This is a genomic window from Rhodanobacter sp. UC4451_H18 (genome assembly GCF_052978225.1).
Map to the genome: position 1 here is coordinate 2,326,594 of NZ_CM129663.1, position 19,535 is coordinate 2,346,128.

At 64.7% G+C, this 19,535-nt stretch carries 14 protein-coding genes; 6 read left to right on the top strand and 8 right to left on the bottom strand.

Features of this window, described 5'->3' with window-relative positions; genetic code table 11:
* Window positions 1-176 precede the first annotated feature (176 nt).
* The 5 genes from ACVCMG_RS10530 to ACVCMG_RS10550 all read left to right on the top strand — a co-directional run bounded on the left by ACVCMG_RS10530 (window position 177) and on the right by ACVCMG_RS10550 (window position 4,019).
* Window positions 177-1,472, top strand: coding sequence for a tetratricopeptide repeat protein (locus ACVCMG_RS10530; RefSeq protein WP_447114079.1), 1,296 nt, complete (start codon window positions 177-179; stop codon window positions 1,470-1,472).
* Window positions 1,473-1,683: 211 nt separating this feature from the next.
* Complete coding sequence (locus ACVCMG_RS10535; RefSeq protein ID WP_395120760.1) at window positions 1,684-2,337, top strand: energy transducer TonB; 654 nt, start codon at window positions 1,684-1,686, stop codon at window positions 2,335-2,337.
* Between the two features lie 81 nt (window positions 2,338-2,418).
* Window positions 2,419-3,165 carry a MotA/TolQ/ExbB proton channel family protein gene (locus ACVCMG_RS10540; protein WP_395120759.1) on the top strand — a complete coding sequence of 249 codons (747 nt, stop codon included), beginning with the start codon at window positions 2,419-2,421 and terminating at the stop codon, window positions 3,163-3,165.
* Window positions 3,166-3,176: 11 nt separating this feature from the next.
* Complete coding sequence (locus tag ACVCMG_RS10545) at window positions 3,177-3,599, top strand: ExbD/TolR family protein (RefSeq protein WP_395120758.1); 423 nt, start codon at window positions 3,177-3,179, stop codon at window positions 3,597-3,599.
* Window positions 3,600-3,605: 6 nt separating this feature from the next.
* Window positions 3,606-4,019 carry an ExbD/TolR family protein gene (locus ACVCMG_RS10550; RefSeq protein WP_395120757.1) on the top strand — a complete coding sequence of 138 codons (414 nt, stop codon included), beginning with the start codon at window positions 3,606-3,608 and terminating at the stop codon, window positions 4,017-4,019.
* Window positions 4,020-4,164: 145 nt separating this feature from the next.
* On the opposite strand, the gene ACVCMG_RS10555 is transcribed toward ACVCMG_RS10550, so the two are convergent.
* The 6 genes from ACVCMG_RS10555 to ACVCMG_RS10580 form a co-directional block, all read right to left on the bottom strand.
* Entirely contained in the window at window positions 4,165-4,908 is a 744-nt protein-coding gene (locus tag ACVCMG_RS10555) for a pyridoxine 5'-phosphate synthase (RefSeq protein ID WP_395120756.1), read from the bottom strand.
* Window positions 4,909-4,987: 79 nt separating this feature from the next.
* Entirely contained in the window at window positions 4,988-5,635 is a 648-nt protein-coding gene (locus tag ACVCMG_RS10560) for a 4'-phosphopantetheinyl transferase superfamily protein (RefSeq protein ID WP_447114080.1), read from the bottom strand.
* Window positions 5,636-5,691: 56 nt separating this feature from the next.
* On the bottom strand, window positions 5,692-7,149 hold the full coding sequence (locus ACVCMG_RS10565; RefSeq protein ID WP_447114081.1) for a glutamate synthase subunit beta: 1,458 nt from the start codon (window positions 7,147-7,149) through the stop codon (window positions 5,692-5,694).
* A gap of 22 nt (window positions 7,150-7,171) precedes the next feature.
* The gene (locus ACVCMG_RS10570) at window positions 7,172-11,857 is read right to left on the bottom strand and encodes a glutamate synthase-related protein (RefSeq protein ID WP_447114082.1); all 4,686 of its coding nucleotides are present in this window, start codon (window positions 11,855-11,857) and stop codon (window positions 7,172-7,174) included.
* A gap of 197 nt (window positions 11,858-12,054) precedes the next feature.
* Window positions 12,055-13,995, bottom strand: coding sequence for an acetate--CoA ligase (acs, locus tag ACVCMG_RS10575; RefSeq protein ID WP_447114083.1), 1,941 nt, complete (start codon window positions 13,993-13,995; stop codon window positions 12,055-12,057).
* A 224-nt stretch (window positions 13,996-14,219) separates the two neighbouring features.
* Window positions 14,220-14,492 (bottom strand): DUF4242 domain-containing protein, encoded by a 273-nt coding sequence (locus ACVCMG_RS10580; RefSeq protein ID WP_447107060.1) that lies wholly within the window; start codon window positions 14,490-14,492, stop codon window positions 14,220-14,222.
* A gap of 53 nt (window positions 14,493-14,545) precedes the next feature.
* Here ACVCMG_RS10580 and ACVCMG_RS10585 point away from each other — a divergent pair, with 53 nt between their 5' ends.
* Window positions 14,546-14,683 carry a hypothetical protein gene (locus tag ACVCMG_RS10585; protein WP_447107059.1) on the top strand — a complete coding sequence of 46 codons (138 nt, stop codon included), beginning with the start codon at window positions 14,546-14,548 and terminating at the stop codon, window positions 14,681-14,683.
* A gap of 119 nt (window positions 14,684-14,802) precedes the next feature.
* Here ACVCMG_RS10585 and ACVCMG_RS10590 read toward each other — a convergent pair whose 3' ends face one another.
* Window positions 14,803-16,854 carry a TonB-dependent receptor family protein gene (locus ACVCMG_RS10590; RefSeq protein ID WP_447114084.1) on the bottom strand — a complete coding sequence of 684 codons (2,052 nt, stop codon included), beginning with the start codon at window positions 16,852-16,854 and terminating at the stop codon, window positions 14,803-14,805.
* Between the two features lie 130 nt (window positions 16,855-16,984).
* Window positions 16,985-19,330, bottom strand: a complete 2,346-nt coding sequence (locus ACVCMG_RS10595; protein ID WP_447114085.1) for a TonB-dependent receptor — start codon at window positions 19,328-19,330, stop codon at window positions 16,985-16,987.
* Window positions 19,331-19,535 lie beyond the last annotated feature (205 nt).

The following is a 19,535-nucleotide window of genomic DNA, read 5'->3' on the forward strand; positions in this document are numbered from 1 at the left end:
CCGCTGAGCAAGGCTGGGCGCGCGGCCTTCGGCGATACTTTAGTTTGTGTCTAACCTGTTGATCTGAAAAGATCTTTTATGCCGCAGCGCAACTTGTTATCCGGGCCCGGATAGGGTTACGCTGCAAGACCCGCCTGTTTGCGTCGACACGTACCGGCCTTGCGATGAGGAACCCCATGAAACAGCTTCGAAGCTTCACTCTGCTGGCCACCGGGGCCTTGCTGCTTGGTCTGCTCGCCAGCCCGGCATGGGCCCGGAAGCAGCACGACGACAAGTCCAAGCAGACGAGCGAGTACCCCGACAGTACGCGCACCGCGCCGAAGCTCGACCTCACCAAGACGCAGGACCAGAAGCAGCTGCAGGAAGGTTTCGATGCCCTCAACAAGGGCGATGCCGCCACGGCCGAGGCGACCCTGCAGAAGCTGCTCGACGACAGCAAGAGCAAGTACGCCCAGGCCATGGCGCTGCGCGGGCTGGCCGTGCTCAAGTACAACGCGCAGGACTTCAAGGCCGCGATCGGCCTGCTGCAACGCGCCCTGGACAACGGCGTGCTGCCAAACGACGACTACTTCGCCATGCAGTACATGATGGCTGTCGCGCAGCAAGCCGACGGCCAGTACCAGGCCTCGCTGGACACCCTCAAGAAGTGGCGTGCCGAGGGCAAGAAGGAAACTGCCGAATCGTATGCCGTCGAAAGCAACGACCTGTATCGTCTGGAGAAGTACCCGGAAGCCATCGCGGCCGTAAAGAAGGCCAAATCGCTGACCGACAAGCCCGAACCGCAGTGGGACCAGATCCTGATGGCAAGCTATGCCGCCAGCGGGCAGAACGACCAGCTGGTGCAGATGGCGCAGGACAACCTCGCCGCGCATCCGGATGACCCGAAGGTCGTCGAGGCCGCCATCCAGGCACTCCAGCAGGCGGGGAAATACCCCGAGGCGATCAAGGTCATGGAAGATGCCCGTGCCAAGGGCCTGCTCGGCAACGAAGCGGACTACGTGCTGCTGGCTTCGCTGTACTACAACCAGGCGCTGTCCAGCGAAGAGCCCAAGCCGATGGCGGACAAGGCGGTCGCCGTCATCAAGGAAGGCATGAGCAAGCAGATCATGCAGCCCAGCGCGGAGAACTACGTGCTGCTGGGCAAGGCCGACTACGTGGCCGGCGACATCCCGGCGGCCACGCAGGCGTTGCAGAAGGCGCTGCCGCTGGCCACCGACGGCGAGCCCGCGCTGCAGATCGCCAACATCGAACTGACCAACAACCATTACGCCAAGGCCAAGACGATGGTCAACCAGGCCATCAGCAAGGGCGTGAAGCACATGGGCAACGCCTACCTGGTGCTGGCCGAGTGCGAGCGGGGGCTGAACAACAAGGCTGCGCGCGTCGCCGCATTGAAGAAGGCCGCGCAGCAACCGGAAAGCGCCGACCGGGCCAACGAATTGCTCAAGAAACTGGGAGCTGCAGGCAAGTAGCCATCCGGCGCAGCGCTGGCGAGCGTGGACGTCCATTTCACGCCCCGCCAGCGCTATACAAAAGCCATGGCGTGTTGTAACGTTGAAAACCTTTCACTGCGCATTGCTTCAGCAAACCCGTGGCGGGTTCCGTCAGGTCCAACCAGACGGCTCCCGACAGGTCACTGCGGCGATGCGATCCCCCGATTGATCAGCTTCCAGATAGTGACAGATGGCCTCTAGTAACGAAGAAACCGGGCGTTTTAGTTGGAAGCGGACCTGGGCATTGGCCGTGGCCATCGGGCTGCACGCATTTGCCTTCCTGCTGATCGTGGCGCCGATGGCGCCGCCCAATCAAAACCACAAGGAAAAGGAAAAGATCGTCCAGGTCAGCTTCATCGAGCCGCCACCGCCGCCGCCGCCGCCACCGCCGCCGCCGCCGGAGCCGCCGAAGCAGCCGCCGCCGAAGATCATCCAGCAGGTCAATCCGCCGCCGACCCCGCCGCCGCCGACGCCGCCGCCTCCGGTGACCGAGGTTTCCGCCAATGCCGTGCAGGCGCCGCCACCGGCACCTCCCGCGCCGCCGGCGCCGCCACCGGATATCGCGGCCGGTTCGGACCTGAGCTACGGCACCCGTCCGAGTCCGCCGTATCCGCCGATGGCCGCCCGTCAGCGCCATGAGGGCACGGTGGTCCTGTTGATCCTGGTTGGCCTGGACGGATCGCCAAAGTCCGTCGAGGTGGAGAAATCCAGCGGCTATCGCGAGCTGGATCGAGCGGCCAAGGACTGGGTCATGCGCCACTGGAAGTTCAATCCAGAGGTGAAGGCCGGCAAGAAAGTGGAGGGCTATGCTCGTGTCCCCATCAACTTCAATCTCAGTGGCTAGAGATAACCACTTCAACCCGCCGTAATCGGGCGACAGTCGATTACGGTCACAGTTCACGCTTGACTTTTCTAGGGTAGCGTTATGTTCCTTCAGACTCCTGCTGCAACCGGCAATACCAACGCCGAAGCCATGAAACAGATGGGCTTCGAGAACCTGATGCAGAACTTCGACTGGCTCGGCTGGGTGGTCTTCGTGACCCTGGTCGCGATGTCGTTCCTGTCCTGGTACTTCATCATCGCCAACGGCATTCGCAATGCCACCGTGAAGGCACGGGCGGACAAGGTCATCGACGGTTTCTGGGGCAATGGCTCGACCCAGGACGCCATCCGTGAGCTGGAAGCGCAGCCCAAGAGCGAGCCGTTCTCCAAGATCGCGCTGGAAGCCGCTTCGGCAATGGCGCACCACCAGCAGAGCACTACCGGCACCGCCGGTCGCCTGGCGGAATCGCTGAGCCGCTCGGAGTTCATCGACCGCGCCCTGCGCCAGGCCGTGGCTCGCGAGAGCATGCGTCTGGAAGGCGGCATGACCCTGCTCGCCACGGTGGGCTCGGCCGCGCCGTTCGTCGGTCTGCTCGGTACCGTGTGGGGCATCTACCACGCCCTGATCGGCATCGCCGCCACCGGCAACGCCTCGATGAACGCGGTGGCCGGTCCGGTGGGTGAGGCGCTGATCATGACCGCCTTCGGTCTGTTCGCGGCCATCCCGGCGCTGTTCGCGTACAACTTCTTCAACCGCTCGAACCGCGTGGTCTACGCCCGCTTCGACGAGTTCGCGAACGACCTGCATGACTTCTTTGCAACCGGTTCGCGCATCGAAAGCACGAAGTGAGGGATTGACCCATGGCCGTAAGCCTAGGTGGTGATTCCACGGGCCCGATGTCGGAGATCAACGTCACGCCGCTGGTCGACGTGATGTTGGTGCTGCTGATCATCTTCATGATCACGGCTCCCCTGATGTCGCACTCGGTCACGATCGATTTGCCCATCGCCAACCCGAATGCCAAGACGCCTGATCCGAAGACGCCGCCGATCGACCTGGCGATCAAGGTCGATGGCAGTCTGTACCTCAACGATCAGCCGGTGACCGATGCGGAACTGCGCGCCAAGCTGCTGGTGGAAGCGCAGCTCACGCCGCAGCCCCAGCTGCAGATCCGTGCCGATCGCGAAGTGCAGTTCATGGTGGTGAAGAAGATCATCAGCGATGCGAAGGGTTCGGGCATGGTGCATGTCGCCTTCATGACCACCGACGCACCGAAGGGATAATTCGAGATGGCGATTTCAACCAAAAGCAGCGGCGGTGCGATGGCGGAGATCAACGTCACGCCGTTGGTCGACGTGTTGCTCGTGCTGCTGATCATCTTCATGATCACGGCACCGATCCTGGCGCACAAGATCGAGGTCGATCTGCCGCAGCCGAACAAGGATGTGATCCCGCCCTCCAATCCGCCCAGCCCGATCAATCTGAAGATCGATCAGAGTGGCGCGTTCTACTGGAATGGTACGCCGGTCGACGAGCTGGGCCTGAAGGCGCAGCTGGCGGTGATCGGCCAGCAGTCGCTGCCGAACCAGCCGGAGATCCAGATCGCCGCCGATGACCACGTGGCCTACGAGTATGTGGCGCGGGTGCTGGCCGACGCCAAGAGCTACAACCTGGTGAAGATCGGCTTCAACGAAGCACGCTGAGCTCGGCGCAAAACGATCCAGGCAAGAGCCCCGCTTCGGCGGGGCTTTTGTTTTCAGAGCTCGGCACCGCGCCATGCCGCGGGAGGTGCCCGCTTGAGCGACGGGTCGCTCGCGTGAAGCGCTTGCCGGGCACGTCCGCCACGGCTCAGCGCAGGATCTGCAGGTAGTGGCGCACGGTGGTGGCCAGCCCTTCGTACAGGGCCTCGCCGATCAGGGCGTGGCCGATCGAGACCTCGGCGAGGCCGGGGATCGCGGCCTTGAAGGTGCCGAGGTTGGCCTGGCTGAGATCATGTCCGGCGTTGACCGCCAGGCCGGCCTGCTGGGCGCGGCGGGCGGTGTCGGCACATGCCGCCAGCGCCGCCGCGGGGTCGCCTTCGGCGAAGGCCTCCGCATACGGGCCGGTGTAGATCTCGATGCGCTGTACGCCGATGGCCGCGGCCAGCTCGAAATCGCCGCTGCCCGCGTCGACGAACAGGCTGACCCGGCAGCCCAATGCATTCAGCTCATCGACCAGCGGCCTCAGGCGGGTGGTTTCCTGGCGCAGGTTGAAGCCATGGTCCGAGGTGATCTGGCCGTCGCTGTCCGGCACCAGGGTTACCTGGGTCGGGCGGACCAGGCGCGCGAGTTCGATCAGGCCGGGGTAATCGCCGCGCGGACCCGCGAACGGGTTGCCCTCGATGTTGTACTCGACCCGCCCGCGCAGCATCGCGGCCAGCGCACGGACGTCATCGGGCCGCACATGGCGCTGGTCCGGGCGCGGATGCACGGTGATGCCGCCGCAACCGGCCTCGATGCAGGTCTGCGCGGCATGGCAGATGTCGGGGCTGCGGCCGCCGCGCGAGTTGCGCAGGACGGCGATCTTGTTGAGGTTGACGCTGAGCAGGGTCATCGCGGAAACCACTCCGGGGCGGGAAGAATCGGCTGGCTGGCCCGGCAGCACGCCATGCCGACGGGTGACAGTGCGCCGATCATTCGATGTCGGCAAGCAGTGTCGCCGCGCGCACCTTGCGCGGCGACCCGCGCCAGGCCAGCGCGGCGACCAGTTCCGGCGCGAGGTCGAGCCGCTGCAGTTGCCAGGCGCCGACATCTTCGCCGTCGAAGCGCAGCAGCTGCAATGGTTGCGGCGGCGCCGCCACGCGCAGCCGCTGCAGTCCGTAGCCGATGCCGCGTCCATGCGCCTTGAGCAGCGCTTCCTTGGCCGTCCATAGCGTCAGGAATGCGTCGTCGCGCGCGTCCACGGGCAACGCCGCCAGCGCCGCCGTCTCTGCCGCGTCGAAGAAGCGCCGGGCCAGCGCCAGCGCACGCGGTCGGGCTCGCCGGCGCTCGACGTCGACGCCCGGCGCGATGCCACGGGCGATCGCCACCAGCGCATGGTCACCGCTGTGCGACCAGTTGAAATCCAGTGCCGTGCCGTGGCGCGGATCGAGCCGCGGCCGTCCATGCGCGTCCTGCGTGAGCTGCAGCTCGTCGGCGTCAACGCCGAGATATGCGGCCAGTATCCGCAACAACGGCAGACGACCGGGTGCGCGGCGGTAGCCGAGATGCCAGACGTGCACCGTCTGGTCGTCCAGTTGCGCGGCAGCGGCGGCGGGAAGGGGCGGGAGCGTGTCGGTCATCCCGCTCATGGTGCGGCCCGTCGCGTCGCGGTACAAGCGACGCGACGGCGCTTGTGTCAACGCGGCAGGCGCGACGTGCCCATCAGGAACTCGTCCACCGCCTGCGCGCACTGGCGGCCTTCCCGGATCGCCCACACCACCAGCGACTGGCCACGGCGCATGTCGCCGGCGGCGAACACCTTGTCGACGCTGGTGCGGTAGGCGGCGCCGCCGTCGACCTTCGCCGCCGCATTGCCGCGCGCGTCCTTGTCCACGCCGAAGGCATCGAGCACGGCTTGCGCAGGCGACACGAAACCCATCGCCAGCAGGACCAGGTCCGCCTCGATCTCGAACTCGCTGTCCGGCACCTCGCTCATGCGGCCCTCGTGCCATTGCAGCCGCACCGCGGTCAGGCTGCGCACGCGGCCCTTGCCGTCGTCGTTGAAACGTTTGGTGGCTACCGCCCAGTCGCGCCGGCAACCCTCCTCGTGCGAACTGGAGGTGCGCAGCCGAATCGGCCAGTACGGCCAGGTCAGCGGCTTGTTCTCCTGCGCCGGCGGCTGCGGCAGCAGTTCGAACTGGGTGATCGCCGCGGCGCCCTGGCGGTTGGAGGTGCCCACGCAGTCCGAGCCGGTGTCGCCGCCGCCGATCACCACCACCTGCTTGTCGGTGGCAAGGATCTGCGACGCCAGCGCGTCGCCGGCCAGTACGCGGTTCTGCAGCGGCAGGAAGTCCATCGCGAAGTGCACGCCGTCCAGTTGGCGGCCCGGCAGCGGCAGGTCGCGCGGGGTCTCGGCGCCGCCGGCCAGCACCACCGCGTCGAAGTCCTGCTGCAACTGCGCCGGCGTCAGCGCGAGCTGCCCGTCCTTCGCGTCGGCGGCGTTGCCGACATACACGCCAGGGCGAAACTGCACGCCCTCGACGCGCATCTGATCGAGGCGGCGGTCGATATGCTCCTTCTGCAACTTGAAATCGGGGATGCCGTAGCGCAGGAGCCCGCCGACGCGGTCGTTCTTCTCGAACACGGTGACCGCGTGGCCCGCACGCGCGAGCTGCTGTGCCGCGGCCAGGCCGGCCGGGCCGGAACCTACCACGGCCACGCTCCAGCCCGTGCGCCGCGCGGGTGGCTGCGGGCGCACCCAGCCTTCCTCCCATGCCTTGTCGATGATCTTGTGCTCGATCGACTTGATGCCCACCGCATCGCTGTTGATGTTCAGCGTGCACGCCGCCTCGCACGGGGCCGGGCAGATGCGGCCGGTGAACTCGGGGAAGTTGTTGGTCGAATGCAGCACCTCGATCGCGCGCTGCCAGTCCTGCCGATAGACCAGGTCGTTGAAGTCCGGGATCACGTTGTTGACCGGGCAGCCCTGGTGGCAGAACGGGATGCCGCAATCCATGCAGCGCGCGGCCTGGATCGCCGCGCCGGCGTCGTCCAGCTGCGGGGTGAACTCGCGCCAGTGGCGCTTGCGCAGATTGGGCGCCTCGCCGGGTTCCGGCACGCGCGGGTAGTCTAGAAAGCCGGTGATCTTGCCCATGATCGTTGTCTCCCCGGGCCGCTCAGGCCGTGATGGCTCGTGTGCCGGGCGCCGTCGCCGCCCGGCCGGCTTCGCCCAGTGCGCGCCGGTACTCGTGCGGCATCACCTTGACGAAGTGCGTGCGCGCGTTGATCCAGTCGTGCAGGATCGCCTTGGCGCGGAAGCTGCCGGTGGCGCGGAAATGGCTTTCCAGCAGACGCCGCAGGATCGCCTCGTCGGTCTCGCCGGGGGCTCCGCGCACCGGCGCGTGCCAGAGTTCGCGCGGCACGCGCAGTTCCTGCTCGACCGTGGAGAGCAGCGGCTCGAGCGCCACCATCGCGAGATTGCAGCGCGCCTGGAACTGCACGTCCGGGTCGTACAGATAGGCCACGCCACCGGACATGCCGGCGGCGAAGTTGCGCCCGGTTTCGCCCAGCACCACCACGGTGCCGCCGGTCATGTATTCGCAGCCGTGGTCGCCGACGCCTTCCACCACCGCGGTGGCACCGGAGTTGCGCACGGCGAAGCGCTCGCCGGCGACGCCGTTGAAGAACGCCTCGCCGCCGGTGGCGCCGTACAGCACCGTGTTGCCGGCGATGATGTGTTCGGGCCCGAAGCCGTGGAAATCGTTCGGCGAACGCACGATGATGCGGCCGCCGGACAGCCCCTTGCCCACGTAATCGTTCGCCTCGCCGACCAGGTCGAAGGTGATGCCGCGCGCCAGGAACGCGCCGAAACTCTGCCCGGCCACGCCATCGAGTTGCACGTGGATGCTGTCCTCCGGCAGGCCGGCGTGGCCGTGCCGCCGCGCCAGCGCACCCGACAGCATCGCGCCGACCGAACGATCGGTGTTGCGGATCGCCACGATGAAGCTGCAGCGCTCGCCCTGCTCCAGCGCGGCGCGCGCCTTGTCGATCAGCGCGTGGTCCAGCGCGCGCGCGAGGCCGTGGTCCTGCTCGTCGACGTGGCGCCAGGCCACGTCGGCAGGCACCGCCGGGCGGTGGAACACGCGGCTGAAGTCGAGCCCGCGCGCCTTCCAGTGCGCGATGCCCTGGCGCACGTCGAGCAGGTCGGCGCGCCCGACCAGTTCGTCGAAGCGGCGGATGCCGAGCTGCGCCATGATCGCGCGCGCTTCCTCGGCGACGAAGAAGAAGAAGTTCACCACGTGCTCGGGCTTGCCGGCGAACTTGCGCCGCAGCACCGGATCCTGCGTGGCCACGCCGACCGGGCAGGTGTTGAGGTGGCATTTGCGCATCATGATGCAGCCTTCCACCACCAGTGGCGCAGTGGCGAAGCCGAACTCGTCGGCGCCGAGCAGGGCGGCGACCACCACGTCGCGGCCGGTCTTCATCTGGCCGTCCGCCTGCACCCGGATGCGCCCGCGCAGTCGGTTCAGCACCAGCGTCTGCTGGGTTTCCGCCAGGCCCAGTTCCCACGGCGTGCCGGCGTGCTTGATGGACGACCACGGCGAGGCGCCGGTGCCACCGTCGTGGCCGGCGATCACCACGTGGTCGGCCTTGCACTTGGCCACGCCCGCCGCGACCGTGCCCACGCCGACTTCGGACACCAGCTTCACCGAGATCGACGCCTGCGGGTTGCAGCTCTTGAGGTCGTGGATCAGCTGGGCCAGATCCTCGATCGAGTAGATGTCGTGGTGCGGCGGCGGCGAGATCAGGCCCACGCCGGGCACCGAGAAGCGAAGTTGCGCGATGTAGTCGGACACCTTGTGGCCCGGCAACTGGCCACCCTCGCCGGGCTTGGCGCCTTGCGAGATCTTGATCTGGATCTGGTCGGCCGAGACCAGGTACGCCGCGGTGACGCCGAAGCGGCCCGAGGCCACCTGCTTGATGCGCGAGCGCAGTGAATCGCCGGGTTCGAGAGTGAGGTCGCTCTCGATGCGATCGGCGCCGAGGATGCTGCCCAGCGTTGCGCCCTCGCCGATGGCGATGCCGCGCGCCTCGTCGCGGTAGCGCGCCTCGTCTTCGCCGCCTTCGCCGGTGTTGGACTTGCCGCCGATGCGGTTCATCGCCACCGCCAGCGTGGCGTGCGCCTCGGTGGAAATCGAACCCAGCGACATCGCGCCGGTGGCGAAGCGCTTGACGATCTCCGCCGCCGGCTCCACCTCGTCCAGCGCGACCGCGGCCGCCGGATCGATGCGGAATTCGAACAGCCCGCGCAAGGTCAGCTGGCGGCGCGTCTGGTCGTTGATCAGTCGCGCATATTCCGCATAGGTCGTCGCACTGTTGGCGCGGGTGGCGTGCTGCAGCTTGGCGATGGAATCGGGCGTCCACAGATGGGCTTCGCCATCGGCTCGCCAGGCGTATTCGCCGCCGCCATCGAGTGCCTGACCTGCGTCGTCGGCCCAGGCCGCCTCGTGCTGGCGCAGCGCCTCGGCGGCCAGCTCGAACAGGCCGATGCCCTCGATCGTGCTGGCGGTGCCGCTGAAGTACGTTTCCACCAGTTCGCTGTTCAGCCCCACCGCTTCGAAAATCTGCGCGCCGGTGTAGGACATGTAGGTGGAGATGCCCATCTTGGACAGCACCTTCTGCAGCCCCTTGCCGATCGCCTTGATGTAGTGCGCGATCGCCTGCTCCGCGGCGATCGCGCCGCTGTCGGCCGCATGGCGGGCCAGCGTCTCCATCGCCAGGTACGGGTGGATCGCCTCGGCGCCGTAGCCGGCGAGCAGGGCGAAGTGGTGCACTTCGCGCGCCGAGCCGGTCTCCACCACCAGGCCGGTGCTGGTGCGCAGGCCGCGGCCGACCAGGTGCTGGTGGACCGCCGAGGTGGCCAGCAGCGCCGGGATCGCCACCCGCTCGCGGCCCGCGTGGCGATCCGACACGATCAGGATGTTGTGGCCCTGGCCGATCGCGTCGATCGCCTGCGCGCACAGCGAGGCCAGCCGGGCCTCGATGCCCTGCTTGCCCCACGCCGCCGGGTAGGTGATGTCCAGCTCGAAGCTGCGGAACTTGCCCTTGGAGTAGCGGCCGATCTTGCGGATCTTCGCCATGTCGGCGACGTCGAGGATCGGCTGGGCCACCTCCAGTCGCAGCGGCGGATTGACGTTGTTGATGTCCAGCAGGTTCGGTTTCGGGCCGATGAAGGAAACCAGCGACATCACCAGCTGCTCACGAATCGGGTCGATCGCCGGGTTGGTGACCTGGGCGAACAGCTGGCGGAAGTACTGGTACAGCGACTTGTTCTGCTCGGACAGCACCGCCAGCGCCGCGTCGTTGCCCATCGAGCCGATCGCCTCCTGGCCGTCGTGCGCCATCGGCAGCAGCTGGAATTTGAGGTCTTCCAGCGTGTAGCCGAACATGCGCTGGCGTTGCACCAGCTGCTCGCCCGCGGGCGGCTCGACGTGGCCGACCGGCAGGTCGTCCAGGCGGATGCGGATGTGCTCGATCCACTGCTTGTACGGCCGCGCATTGGCCAGCTGGTCCTTCACCTCCTTGTCGTCGATGATGCGCCCCGCTTCCATGTCGATCAGCAGCATGCGGCCTGGCTGCAGCCGCCACTTCTTCACGATGCGCGGCTCGGGCACGGCGAGCACGCCGGCCTCGGAGGCGAGGATCACCAGGTCGTCGTCGGTGATGAGGTAGCGCGCCGGGCGCAGGCCGTTGCGATCCAGCGTGGCGCCGACCTGGCGGCCGTCGGTGAAGGCGATCGCTGCCGGGCCGTCCCACGGCTCCATCATCGCCGCGTGGTATTCGTAGAAAGCGTGGCGGTTGGCGTCCATCAGGGTGTGACGTTCCCATGCCTCGGGAATCATCATCATCATCGCGTGCGACAGCGGGTAGCCCGCCATCGTCAGCAGTTCCAGGCAGTTGTCGAACGAGGCGGTGTCGGACTGGCCCGGATAGATCAACGGCCACAGTTTGGCCAGGTCGTCGCCGAGCACCGGCGAGGAGATCGCTCCGGTGCGCGCATTCAGCCAGTTGACGTTGCCCTTGACCGTGTTGATCTCGCCGTTGTGCGCGACCATGCGATAGGGGTGGGCCAGCTCCCACGCGGGAAATGTGTTGGTGGAGAAACGCTGGTGCACCAGCGCCAGTGCCGATACCGCGCGCGGATCGGCGAGATCGGGATAGTAGATGCCGACCTGATCGGCTAGCAGCAGGCCCTTGTAGACCACGGTGCGGGTCGACATCGAGGGTACGAAGTATTCGCGGCCGTGCTTGAGCTTCAGTGCGCGGATCGCATGGCTGGAGGTCTTGCGGATCACGTAGAGCTTGCGCTCCAGCGAATCGGGCACCATCACGTCCGGGCCGCGGCCGATGAACAGCTGGCGGATCACCGGCTCGCTCGCCTTCACCGCGGGCGACATCGGCATTTCGCCATCCACGCGCACGTCGCGCCAGCCCAGCACCAGCTGGCCCTCGGCGCGCACCGTGCGCTCCAGTTCCTGCTCGCAGGCGCGTCGCGAGGCGTGCTCCTTCGGCAGGAAGATCATGCCCACGCCGTATTCGCCCGGTGGCGGCAGCTGGACGCCCTGCCGCGCCATTTCCTCCCGATAGAGCTGGTCGGGAAGCTGGATCAGGATGCCCGCGCCGTCGCCCATCAGCGGGTCGGCGCCGACTGCGCCGCGATGGTCCAGGTTGCGCAGGATCAGCAACCCCTGCTCGATGATCCGGTGACTCTTGCGCCCCTTGATGTGCGCCACGAAACCCACGCCACAGGCATCGTGTTCGTGCCGTGGGTCGTACAAACCCTGCGCGCGTGGCTGGTCCATCGACTGCACTCCCGAAACAAGGGGGAGTCTCGACTATAGTGCGTTGCAACAAAAATAAGCAAGCAAAAGAAATGGCCGTCTATATGGCCGAATCATGGCCCGGTGATTCACGGGGAATGTAGGAGCGCACCCTGTGCGCGATGCTTTTCGTAACGTGACGAAAAAGCTCGCGCACAGGGTGCGCTCTTACAGCCAGCTCATTTGATCAGCCGCTCGTCGACCAGGTTCTTCACCACGCCGGGATCGGCCAGGGTGGTGATGTCGCCGAGCTGGTCGGGTTGGTTCTCGCCGATCTTGCGCAGGATGCGGCGCATGATCTTGCCCGAACGGGTCTTCGGCAGGCCGGGCGCCCATTGCAGATAGTCCGGCGTGGCGATCGGCCCGATCTCCTTGCGTACCCAGGCGATCAATTCCTTGCGCAGCTCGTCGCTGCCGGTTTCGCCGGCGACCAGGGTGACGTAGGCGTAGATGCCCTGCCCCTTGATGTCGTGCGGGCAGCCGACCACGGCGGCCTCGGCTACCTTCGGATGGGACACCAGCGCGCTCTCCACCTCGGCGGTGCCGAGGCGGTGGCCGGACACGTTGATCACGTCATCGACGCGGCCGGTGATCCAGTAGTAGCCGTCCTCGTCGCGGCGGGCGCCGTCGCCGGTGAAGTAGTTGCCGGGATAGGCGCTGAAATAGGTCTCGATGAAACGCTGGTGATCGCCGTAGATGGTGCGCACCTGACCGGGCCAGGAATCGGTAATCAGCAGGTTGCCCTCGGCGACACCGTCCTTCACCTCGCCGTCGGCATTCACGATGGCAGGCTTGATGCCGAAGAACGGCAGCGTGGCCGAGCCGGGCTTGGTGGCGATCGCGCCGGGCAGCGGCGAAATCATGATGCCGCCCGTTTCGGTCTGCCACCAGGTATCCACGATCGGGCAGCGCTCCTCGCCGACCACGCGGTGATACCACTCCCACGCTTCCGGGTTGATCGGCTCGCCGACCGAACCGAGCAGCCGCAGGCTGGCGCGGGAGGTGTTTTTCACCGGCTCCTCGCCCTCGCGCATCAGGGCGCGTATCGCGGTGGGCGCCGTGTAGAAGATGCTGACCTTGTGCTTGTCGACCACCTGCCAGAAGCGGCTGTAATCGGGATAGTTGGGGACGCCTTCGAACATCACCGTGGTGGCGCCGTTGCACAGCGGGCCGTACACCACGTAGCTGTGGCCGGTGACCCAGCCCACGTCGGCGGTACACCAGTAGATGTCGTCCTCGCGCAGGTCGAACACCTGCTCGTGGGTGTAGCTGATGAACACCAGGTAGCCGCCGGTGCTGTGCTGCACGCCCTTCGGCTTGCCGGTGGAGCCGGAGGTGTACAGCACGAACAGCGGGTGTTCGGCCTCGACCGGGGTCGGCGGGCAATCGGCGGATTGGCCGTCCATCAGCGTGTGCCAGTAGCGGTCGCGCGGCGACTGCATGTGCACCGCGCCGCCGGTGTGGCGCACCACGATCACCGTCTCCACGCTGTTGGTGCCGGGGCGCTCCAGCGCCGCATCCACGTTGACCTTGAGCGGAATGTGCTTGCCAGCGCGCAGGCCCTCGTCGGCGGTGATCACCACCTTGGCCTGCGAGTCGACGATGCGCCCGGCCAGCGAGTCGGGCGAGAAGCCGCCGAATACCACCGAGTGGATCGCGCCCAGGCGCGCGCAGGCCAGCATCGCCACCGCCGCCTCGGGGATCATCGGCAGGTAGATCGCCACGCGGTCGCCCTTGACCACGCCCAGGTGCTTCAGCGTGTTGGCGAACTTGCATACCTCGGCGTGCAGCTCGCGGTAGGTGATCTTGCGTGAGTTGGCCGGATCGTCGCCCTCGAAGATGATCGCCACCTTGTCGCCGCGCTTTTCGAGCTGGCGGTCGAGGCAGTTGGCGGACACGTTGAGCTCGCCGTCTTCGTACCAGCGGATGTGCAGGTCGTTGCGGTCGAACGAGACGTTCTTGATCTTCGTCGGCGGCCTGGTCCAGTCCAGGCGCTTGGCGATACCGGCCCAGAATGCCTGCGGATCTCTGACGGATTCGGCATACATGTGTACGTAGTTGTCGTGGCTGGTGCGCGCAGATGCTGCAAACTCGGGATCGACCGGATAGGTGCTGGACATGGATTTGCTCCTGCTGGACTGGATGGGAGTGACTCGGGCAACCTGCGACAGGCATCGATGCCGCGCTGTGTGTGGTCCTTGAGTTAGCCCGCTCGTAATACGATGGGAGTCGGTACTTCGCGATACATAAAGATAGGCGCGTTTGGTCCTGCCCGCACCCGGATCGCGCCGGCTGTCGGCATTAAAAAGGGGGCTGCCGTTGTCAGCGGCGTCGCCGGGTGGCGCTACTCAGCCGTTGTTGGATCAATGACTGAGGCAACTTCGGACACACGATTTGCAGGAAAGCCCCCCTCCTCGGCGTGTTTCCGAACCATTTCCTCATCCGGAGCGATGTATACGCAATAGATCTTGTCGCCGGTCACGTAGCTTTGGAGCCATTGAATCTGTGGCCCCATATTGCTCAGTACACCGCAAGACTTCTGCGAAATGGCCTTTAGTTCTTGGGGCGACAACTTCCCGGCACCAGGAATATCACGTTCGATCACGTATTTCGGCATGGCATGGTCCTCTGTTGTCTAGAAGCATAAATAATGGTCACGCCCATCAGAAAATGTTTCTGCACAAAGGGATCAATGGGCGCACCCAGGCGGCCAAGGCTCGCGCCAGAGACTACGCCACCGACCACCACATGACCACCGTCAGCTACCTGATGTGCTCCAACCTCCAACACCTGCCGAAGAACCCATGAACGCAAGCGACTCAACAGGTTGCGGCGTGAAGTTCAACCACGCCAAACGCGAAAGAGCCTCCATGCGGGGGTGCCCGCTCCGTCGCGACATCCGCGAACATCGTATGTAATCGGGCAAATCAGAATTTGTAACTTGCACTCAAGCCGAGCATGAAATTGCGGCCCGGTGCGGACTGGAAGAAGCGACCGTTGCCGGAGTTGACGACAACGGCACCGACGTAGTTGCGATCGAAAAGGTTGTTGATACCTGCAAACTCGCTGACCTGCCAGCCGCCCGCGTTTTGCCTGAACGCCAGATGATAATCGACCACGACGTAGCTATCGGCGAAGTCCGTGTTTTTGTTGTCGACATAAACGCGATCACGCCACTGCGCGCTTAGCGAGGTGGAAAATCCAAGCGGGCGATACTGCCAGTCCCACTCGCCGTACACCATCTGGCGCGGCACGCCTGGCATGCGATGGCCGTCGAGCGCTCCGCCATCGAAAGTCGCGTGCAGGTAACTATAGGCCAGGTAACCACTGAAGCCGCCCGAAAAGGCCTGCTGAACGTTCAGTTCCAACCCGTGTCGCTTCGTGCTTCCGGCATTGGCGAAACTGTCGCGACCGTCATTGGATGCGCCAACGACAATATCGTTTGTGGTCGATATCTTGAAAAGTACCACATCGAATTTTGTCGCAGCCCAACTCCCCTTTAGTCCTGTCTCATAGTCGCGACTCGTGCTTGGCTGCAAGGCTTGGTTAAAGCCGGCCTGACCGTCGGGCCGATAGGCGAACTCGGAGAGCGTCGGGGTTTCGAAGCCCTGGCCGTAATTCGCGTAGACGTTCAGATGCGGATTGATTTTGTAGAGCACGCCTGCAACCGGATTGGTGCTCGAAAAATTCCGCCTGCCACTGTCGTCGGGATCTTCGGGCGTCATGTAGTGATCGTCGCTTCCGAACTTGACGTTCGAATGACGCAGGCCAGCGACGATGATCCAACGGTCGGGTTTCCATTCGAGCTGGGCGTATTCCCCGGCCTGACTGGAAAAATCCCTCTCGTTGCGACGCAGCTCCCCTTCCACGCCTGCATCATTGACCCAGCCCTTGCGCAGCTCGCGCAGGTGGTCGTACTCGATACCCGTAATCAGGTCGAGCGATGTCGAGGTGAGCGGAAAACTGTGCACCCAGCGGACACCGCCGCCCCTGGACCTGTTTTTCAGGTCGACCACCGCGCCGCCGCCATTGGTGGAACCGCCGCGGAAAGGAAGGAACTGGACCACGCGCCGGGAACCACCGTAACCCATCACATGCAGATGATCGCTCTGGCCGATTTGCTGCTCGTATACAGCGCCAAGCTGGCGGTCACGATGACTTTCACCCGCGCCGAACTTGAACACGCCTGGCACCGCGAAGCTTGGGTTTTCCCGTGCCTGTTGCTTGGTCAGGCTTGAAGGATCCTCGGCGAAGGGCTGGTTCTCGCCGTTGAGCAGCAACGTCAGCGAAGCGTCCTTGCTGATGTCGTAGCGGAACTTCGCGCGCAAATTATCGCGCTCGGCCTTGCTGTGTTGACGAAAGCCGTCGGTTTCGAAATGCGTGCCATCCACGACATAGTTGAAGTTGCCGACCGTGCCTCCAGCCTCCAGCCGCTGGATCCGGGTGCCGTAGCTGCCGAACAGCGTGGAAACCCCGACCGTCGGCTGCTCCGGGCCGTCCTTGGTGAATATCTGGATCACGCCCCCGGCGGCATTGCCGTACAGGGCCGAAAACGGCCCGCGCAACACCTCGATGCGCTCCGCGGTAGCAAGGTCGAAGGGATCGGTCTGGCCCTGCCCGTCCGGCCCGGACACCGGAATGCCGTCCACCAGCAGGCGGATGCCGCGCACGCCAAAGGAGGCGCGTGAACCAAAACCACGAATGGAAATCTGCGAATCCTGCGCGTAGCTCTGGCGATTCTGCGCGACAACCCCGGGTATCCGCGCAAGTGACTTGGAAAGTGCGGATGCCGGAGCGCCATCGGCGATCTTGTCTTGCGTGACGACGCCAACCGCGGCGGGCACGTCGAAGTCGGGCTGCGGAATGCGGGTCGCGGTCACCACGATCACGGGTAGCGTCGTCGTGGACGATGTTGTCTGTGCGGTATTGGTCTGTACATCCTGCGCATGAGCCGCAGGCAGGACCAACAAGACAAGCACCAACGCTTCCGAGAGACTGCGCCAAATGAATGCGCGTGGAGCAAGGCCCCTGGCCGCGCCGTTCATCAAGCACCTATCGAGATTTCCAAATTGATCACGCATTACTATTACCGGTCCTATGGAAACGAAGCTATAGCGAAACCTTGAAGCCAACCCAAACACCGCGAATCTCGCCCGGGCCATAGAAGCGCGGGTCGTCAAATTGCGGCATGACTTCGTGGGGTTCACCAAGTGTTCCGAACGTGACGTAGTGGCGGTCGAACAGGTTGTCGATACGTGCGAATAAACTGAAGTGTGCATTCACGTCGTAATTGGCTCGCAGGTTCACCACCACATATCCGCCGGTCTGCCCAAGCAGATTGGCTTCGTCACTGCGCAGGTACTGGCCGGAGTTCGCGATGACTTCGCCACCCATGCTCAACTTCGGCGTAATCGAAAAATCGGCGCCAAGTTTGAAGCTGTTGCGCACCAGGCTGGGAATGCGGTCACCCTTGCGCACGAATATCTCATCATCTTCATCGGCGTCAGGGTGGTTGGCGCTCTTCTCGAAGAAGCTGGTCCGATAGGTCGCATCAAGCCAACTGTAGTTTGCGTACCAGTGCAGACGCCGGTCCCATGCGGTGCCGGCGATGCTGGCCTCGAGGCCCTGCCGACGCGTGTCCCCGACATTGGCAAAGAAGCCCTCGTTGGACTTCGTTCCACCGGTGGCCTGAAACAGGATGTCATCGGTGTTGATAGTGCGAAACAGACCCACGTGCCAGTGGCCAAGGTTGTCGCCGCCGCCGAACCTGCCGCGCAAGCCCGCTTCCCAGCTCTTGGCGACGACCTGTTTCAACGGCGGATCGGACAGAAACTGGTTGGGCAGCTTGCAGGGGGCATCCTCGTCCGCGCAGGTCAGTTCGACCGACGTGGGTGCGCGCGTGGATTCGCTGTAGCCGCCGTAAACGTTCACCGCGTCAGTCCATTGCCAGGTGAGTCCGGCCGCCGGATTGACGCGCGAAAAACGGTGCTTGCCGTCCAGCGCGGGATTGATACCGGTCGGATCGTTGATCGTGGTGCGTGTCCGGTTGCCTCGCGCCGACACCGTCAGTGCGAGGCGGTCGGTGATCGACAAGGTATCGGTGAGGTACAGGCTGATCGTGCGCGTGTGGCTATTGACGTTCAGTGCGCCTGCCGGAATCAGGATGCCTGAATCGGACGACGTCACCCGGTTTGGCTGCAGGACTGCCATCTCCAGGGCCGAGTTGTAGTCGAGGCGGCCGTTCATGTAATCCAGGCCCGCCACAAACTGGTTCTCCAAAGGGCCGAGTGGCTGGTTGAATGCGAGCTGCACGGTACCACCGTCGCTCGTCTGGTTTCGGTGGCCGATATTGTTGATCGCGTCGAAGTCGGGGGAAACGGTATTGCCGTTCTGGTCGATGATCGGTGCGTCGTCGTGGTCCCCGTCACAAAGGATGTCATCGTCGTCGTCGCACTCGTCGAAATCGCTGGCATCGCCGTTGTACGACAGCGTTTTGACTTTGCGGTGGAACACGGTGAACGAGAGCTTCGTGGCGTCGTTGATATCAACGGTTCCCTGGCCGCTGATGAGACCCATATCGTTGCTGGTGTTGTCCGGCGCCGTGAAGATGCCTCTCCAGCGTTCGGCGAGCAGCTCGACCGGCGAGCTGCCGTTACCGACCAGGTCGGTTTTCGCGTGGCCAAGGTGCAAGTCGAACGTAGCGGCTTCGCTACGCCAGGACAGGGTGCCGTAAAAGTTGCGGGCGTTTGAGGGTGACTGGTCGCGCCAACCGTCCTCGTCGAAGCGATTGCCCATCAGGTACCAGCCCCAGCGGCCGGAGTTGCCGGCGGTCTCGAAGGTGGCGTTGGTGCGCCCGAATGATCCACCGTAGAAGGAGAGGCGCGTACCTGGGTCGCTGAAGCCCGTCTTGGTCTGGATCGAGATCGCACCCCCAAGCGTGTTCAGGCCGAACACCGGGTTGGCGCCGGCAAGCAGGCTCATTCGCTCAATGGCGCCAGTCGGGATCAGGTCCCAATTGACCGTATCGCCAAACACTTCATTGACGCGCACCCCATCGAGGTAGACCGACATGCCCTCGGAGCCACCAAGCAGCGGCGTCGCGGTGAACCCGCGGAACTGGACATCCGCCTGCAGCGGGTTGTTCTGCGCGCCGTTCGTCGTTACACCGACAAAACGACGGTTGGCGAAGTCGGTAAGGTCGAGTACTTGCGCGCGATCCATCTGGTCGTCGTTGGTCGACTGCACGTAATACGGCAGCTTGCCGGGATCAATGTCGGTGCCGGTGACAGGTGTCACGCCGACCACCCTGATCAGGTCAAGTTCGGTGACGTTCTGGGGGTTGGTCTCGCGGCTGCTTTCTTGTGCGAATACGGAGCTGCTCGCGACGATCAGCGCCAGTGCGATCGATAGTGGGCCGAGTCCGCGAAAGCGCCGCGATTTCTTGTGAGCTGCCATCAAACACACTCCTTTCCATTCTTCAGCGTTGCCGGAAAGATTCGGGGTCGTCGCCAGTTCATTTGATGCTCGGCAACCGTCACTGCATTGCATTGCAATGATAGTTGCGGCCGACCATGGCGTGATTTTGACGGCCCGATGTTGCCAAGACGGACAAGCCAACATCCCGACATCCCGACATCCCGGCGCCGCTGATCAGGCGCCT

Coding starts and splice junctions, on each gene's coding strand:
- ACVCMG_RS10530 (WP_447114079.1), top strand. CDS start 177: ATGAAACAGCTTCGAAGCTTCACTCTGCTGGCCACCGGGGCCTTGCTG.
- ACVCMG_RS10535 (WP_395120760.1), top strand. CDS start 1,684: ATGGCCTCTAGTAACGAAGAAACCGGGCGTTTTAGTTGGAAGCGGACC.
- ACVCMG_RS10540 (WP_395120759.1), top strand. CDS start 2,419: ATGTTCCTTCAGACTCCTGCTGCAACCGGCAATACCAACGCCGAAGCC.
- ACVCMG_RS10545 (WP_395120758.1), top strand. CDS start 3,177: ATGGCCGTAAGCCTAGGTGGTGATTCCACGGGCCCGATGTCGGAGATC.
- ACVCMG_RS10550 (WP_395120757.1), top strand. CDS start 3,606: ATGGCGATTTCAACCAAAAGCAGCGGCGGTGCGATGGCGGAGATCAAC.
- ACVCMG_RS10555 (WP_395120756.1), bottom strand. CDS start 4,908: ATGACCCTGCTCAGCGTCAACCTCAACAAGATCGCCGTCCTGCGCAAC.
- ACVCMG_RS10560 (WP_447114080.1), bottom strand. CDS start 5,635: ATGACCGACACGCTCCCGCCCCTTCCCGCCGCCGCTGCCGCGCAACTG.
- ACVCMG_RS10565 (WP_447114081.1), bottom strand. CDS start 7,149: ATGGGCAAGATCACCGGCTTTCTAGACTACCCGCGCGTGCCGGAACCC.
- ACVCMG_RS10570 (WP_447114082.1), bottom strand. CDS start 11,857: ATGGACCAGCCACGCGCGCAGGGTTTGTACGACCCACGGCACGAACAC.
- acs (WP_447114083.1), bottom strand. CDS start 13,995: ATGTCCAGCACCTATCCGGTCGATCCCGAGTTTGCAGCATCTGCGCGC.
- ACVCMG_RS10580 (WP_447107060.1), bottom strand. CDS start 14,492: ATGCCGAAATACGTGATCGAACGTGATATTCCTGGTGCCGGGAAGTTG.
- ACVCMG_RS10585 (WP_447107059.1), top strand. CDS start 14,546: ATGTTTCTGCACAAAGGGATCAATGGGCGCACCCAGGCGGCCAAGGCT.
- ACVCMG_RS10595 (WP_447114085.1), bottom strand. CDS start 19,330: ATGGCAGCTCACAAGAAATCGCGGCGCTTTCGCGGACTCGGCCCACTA.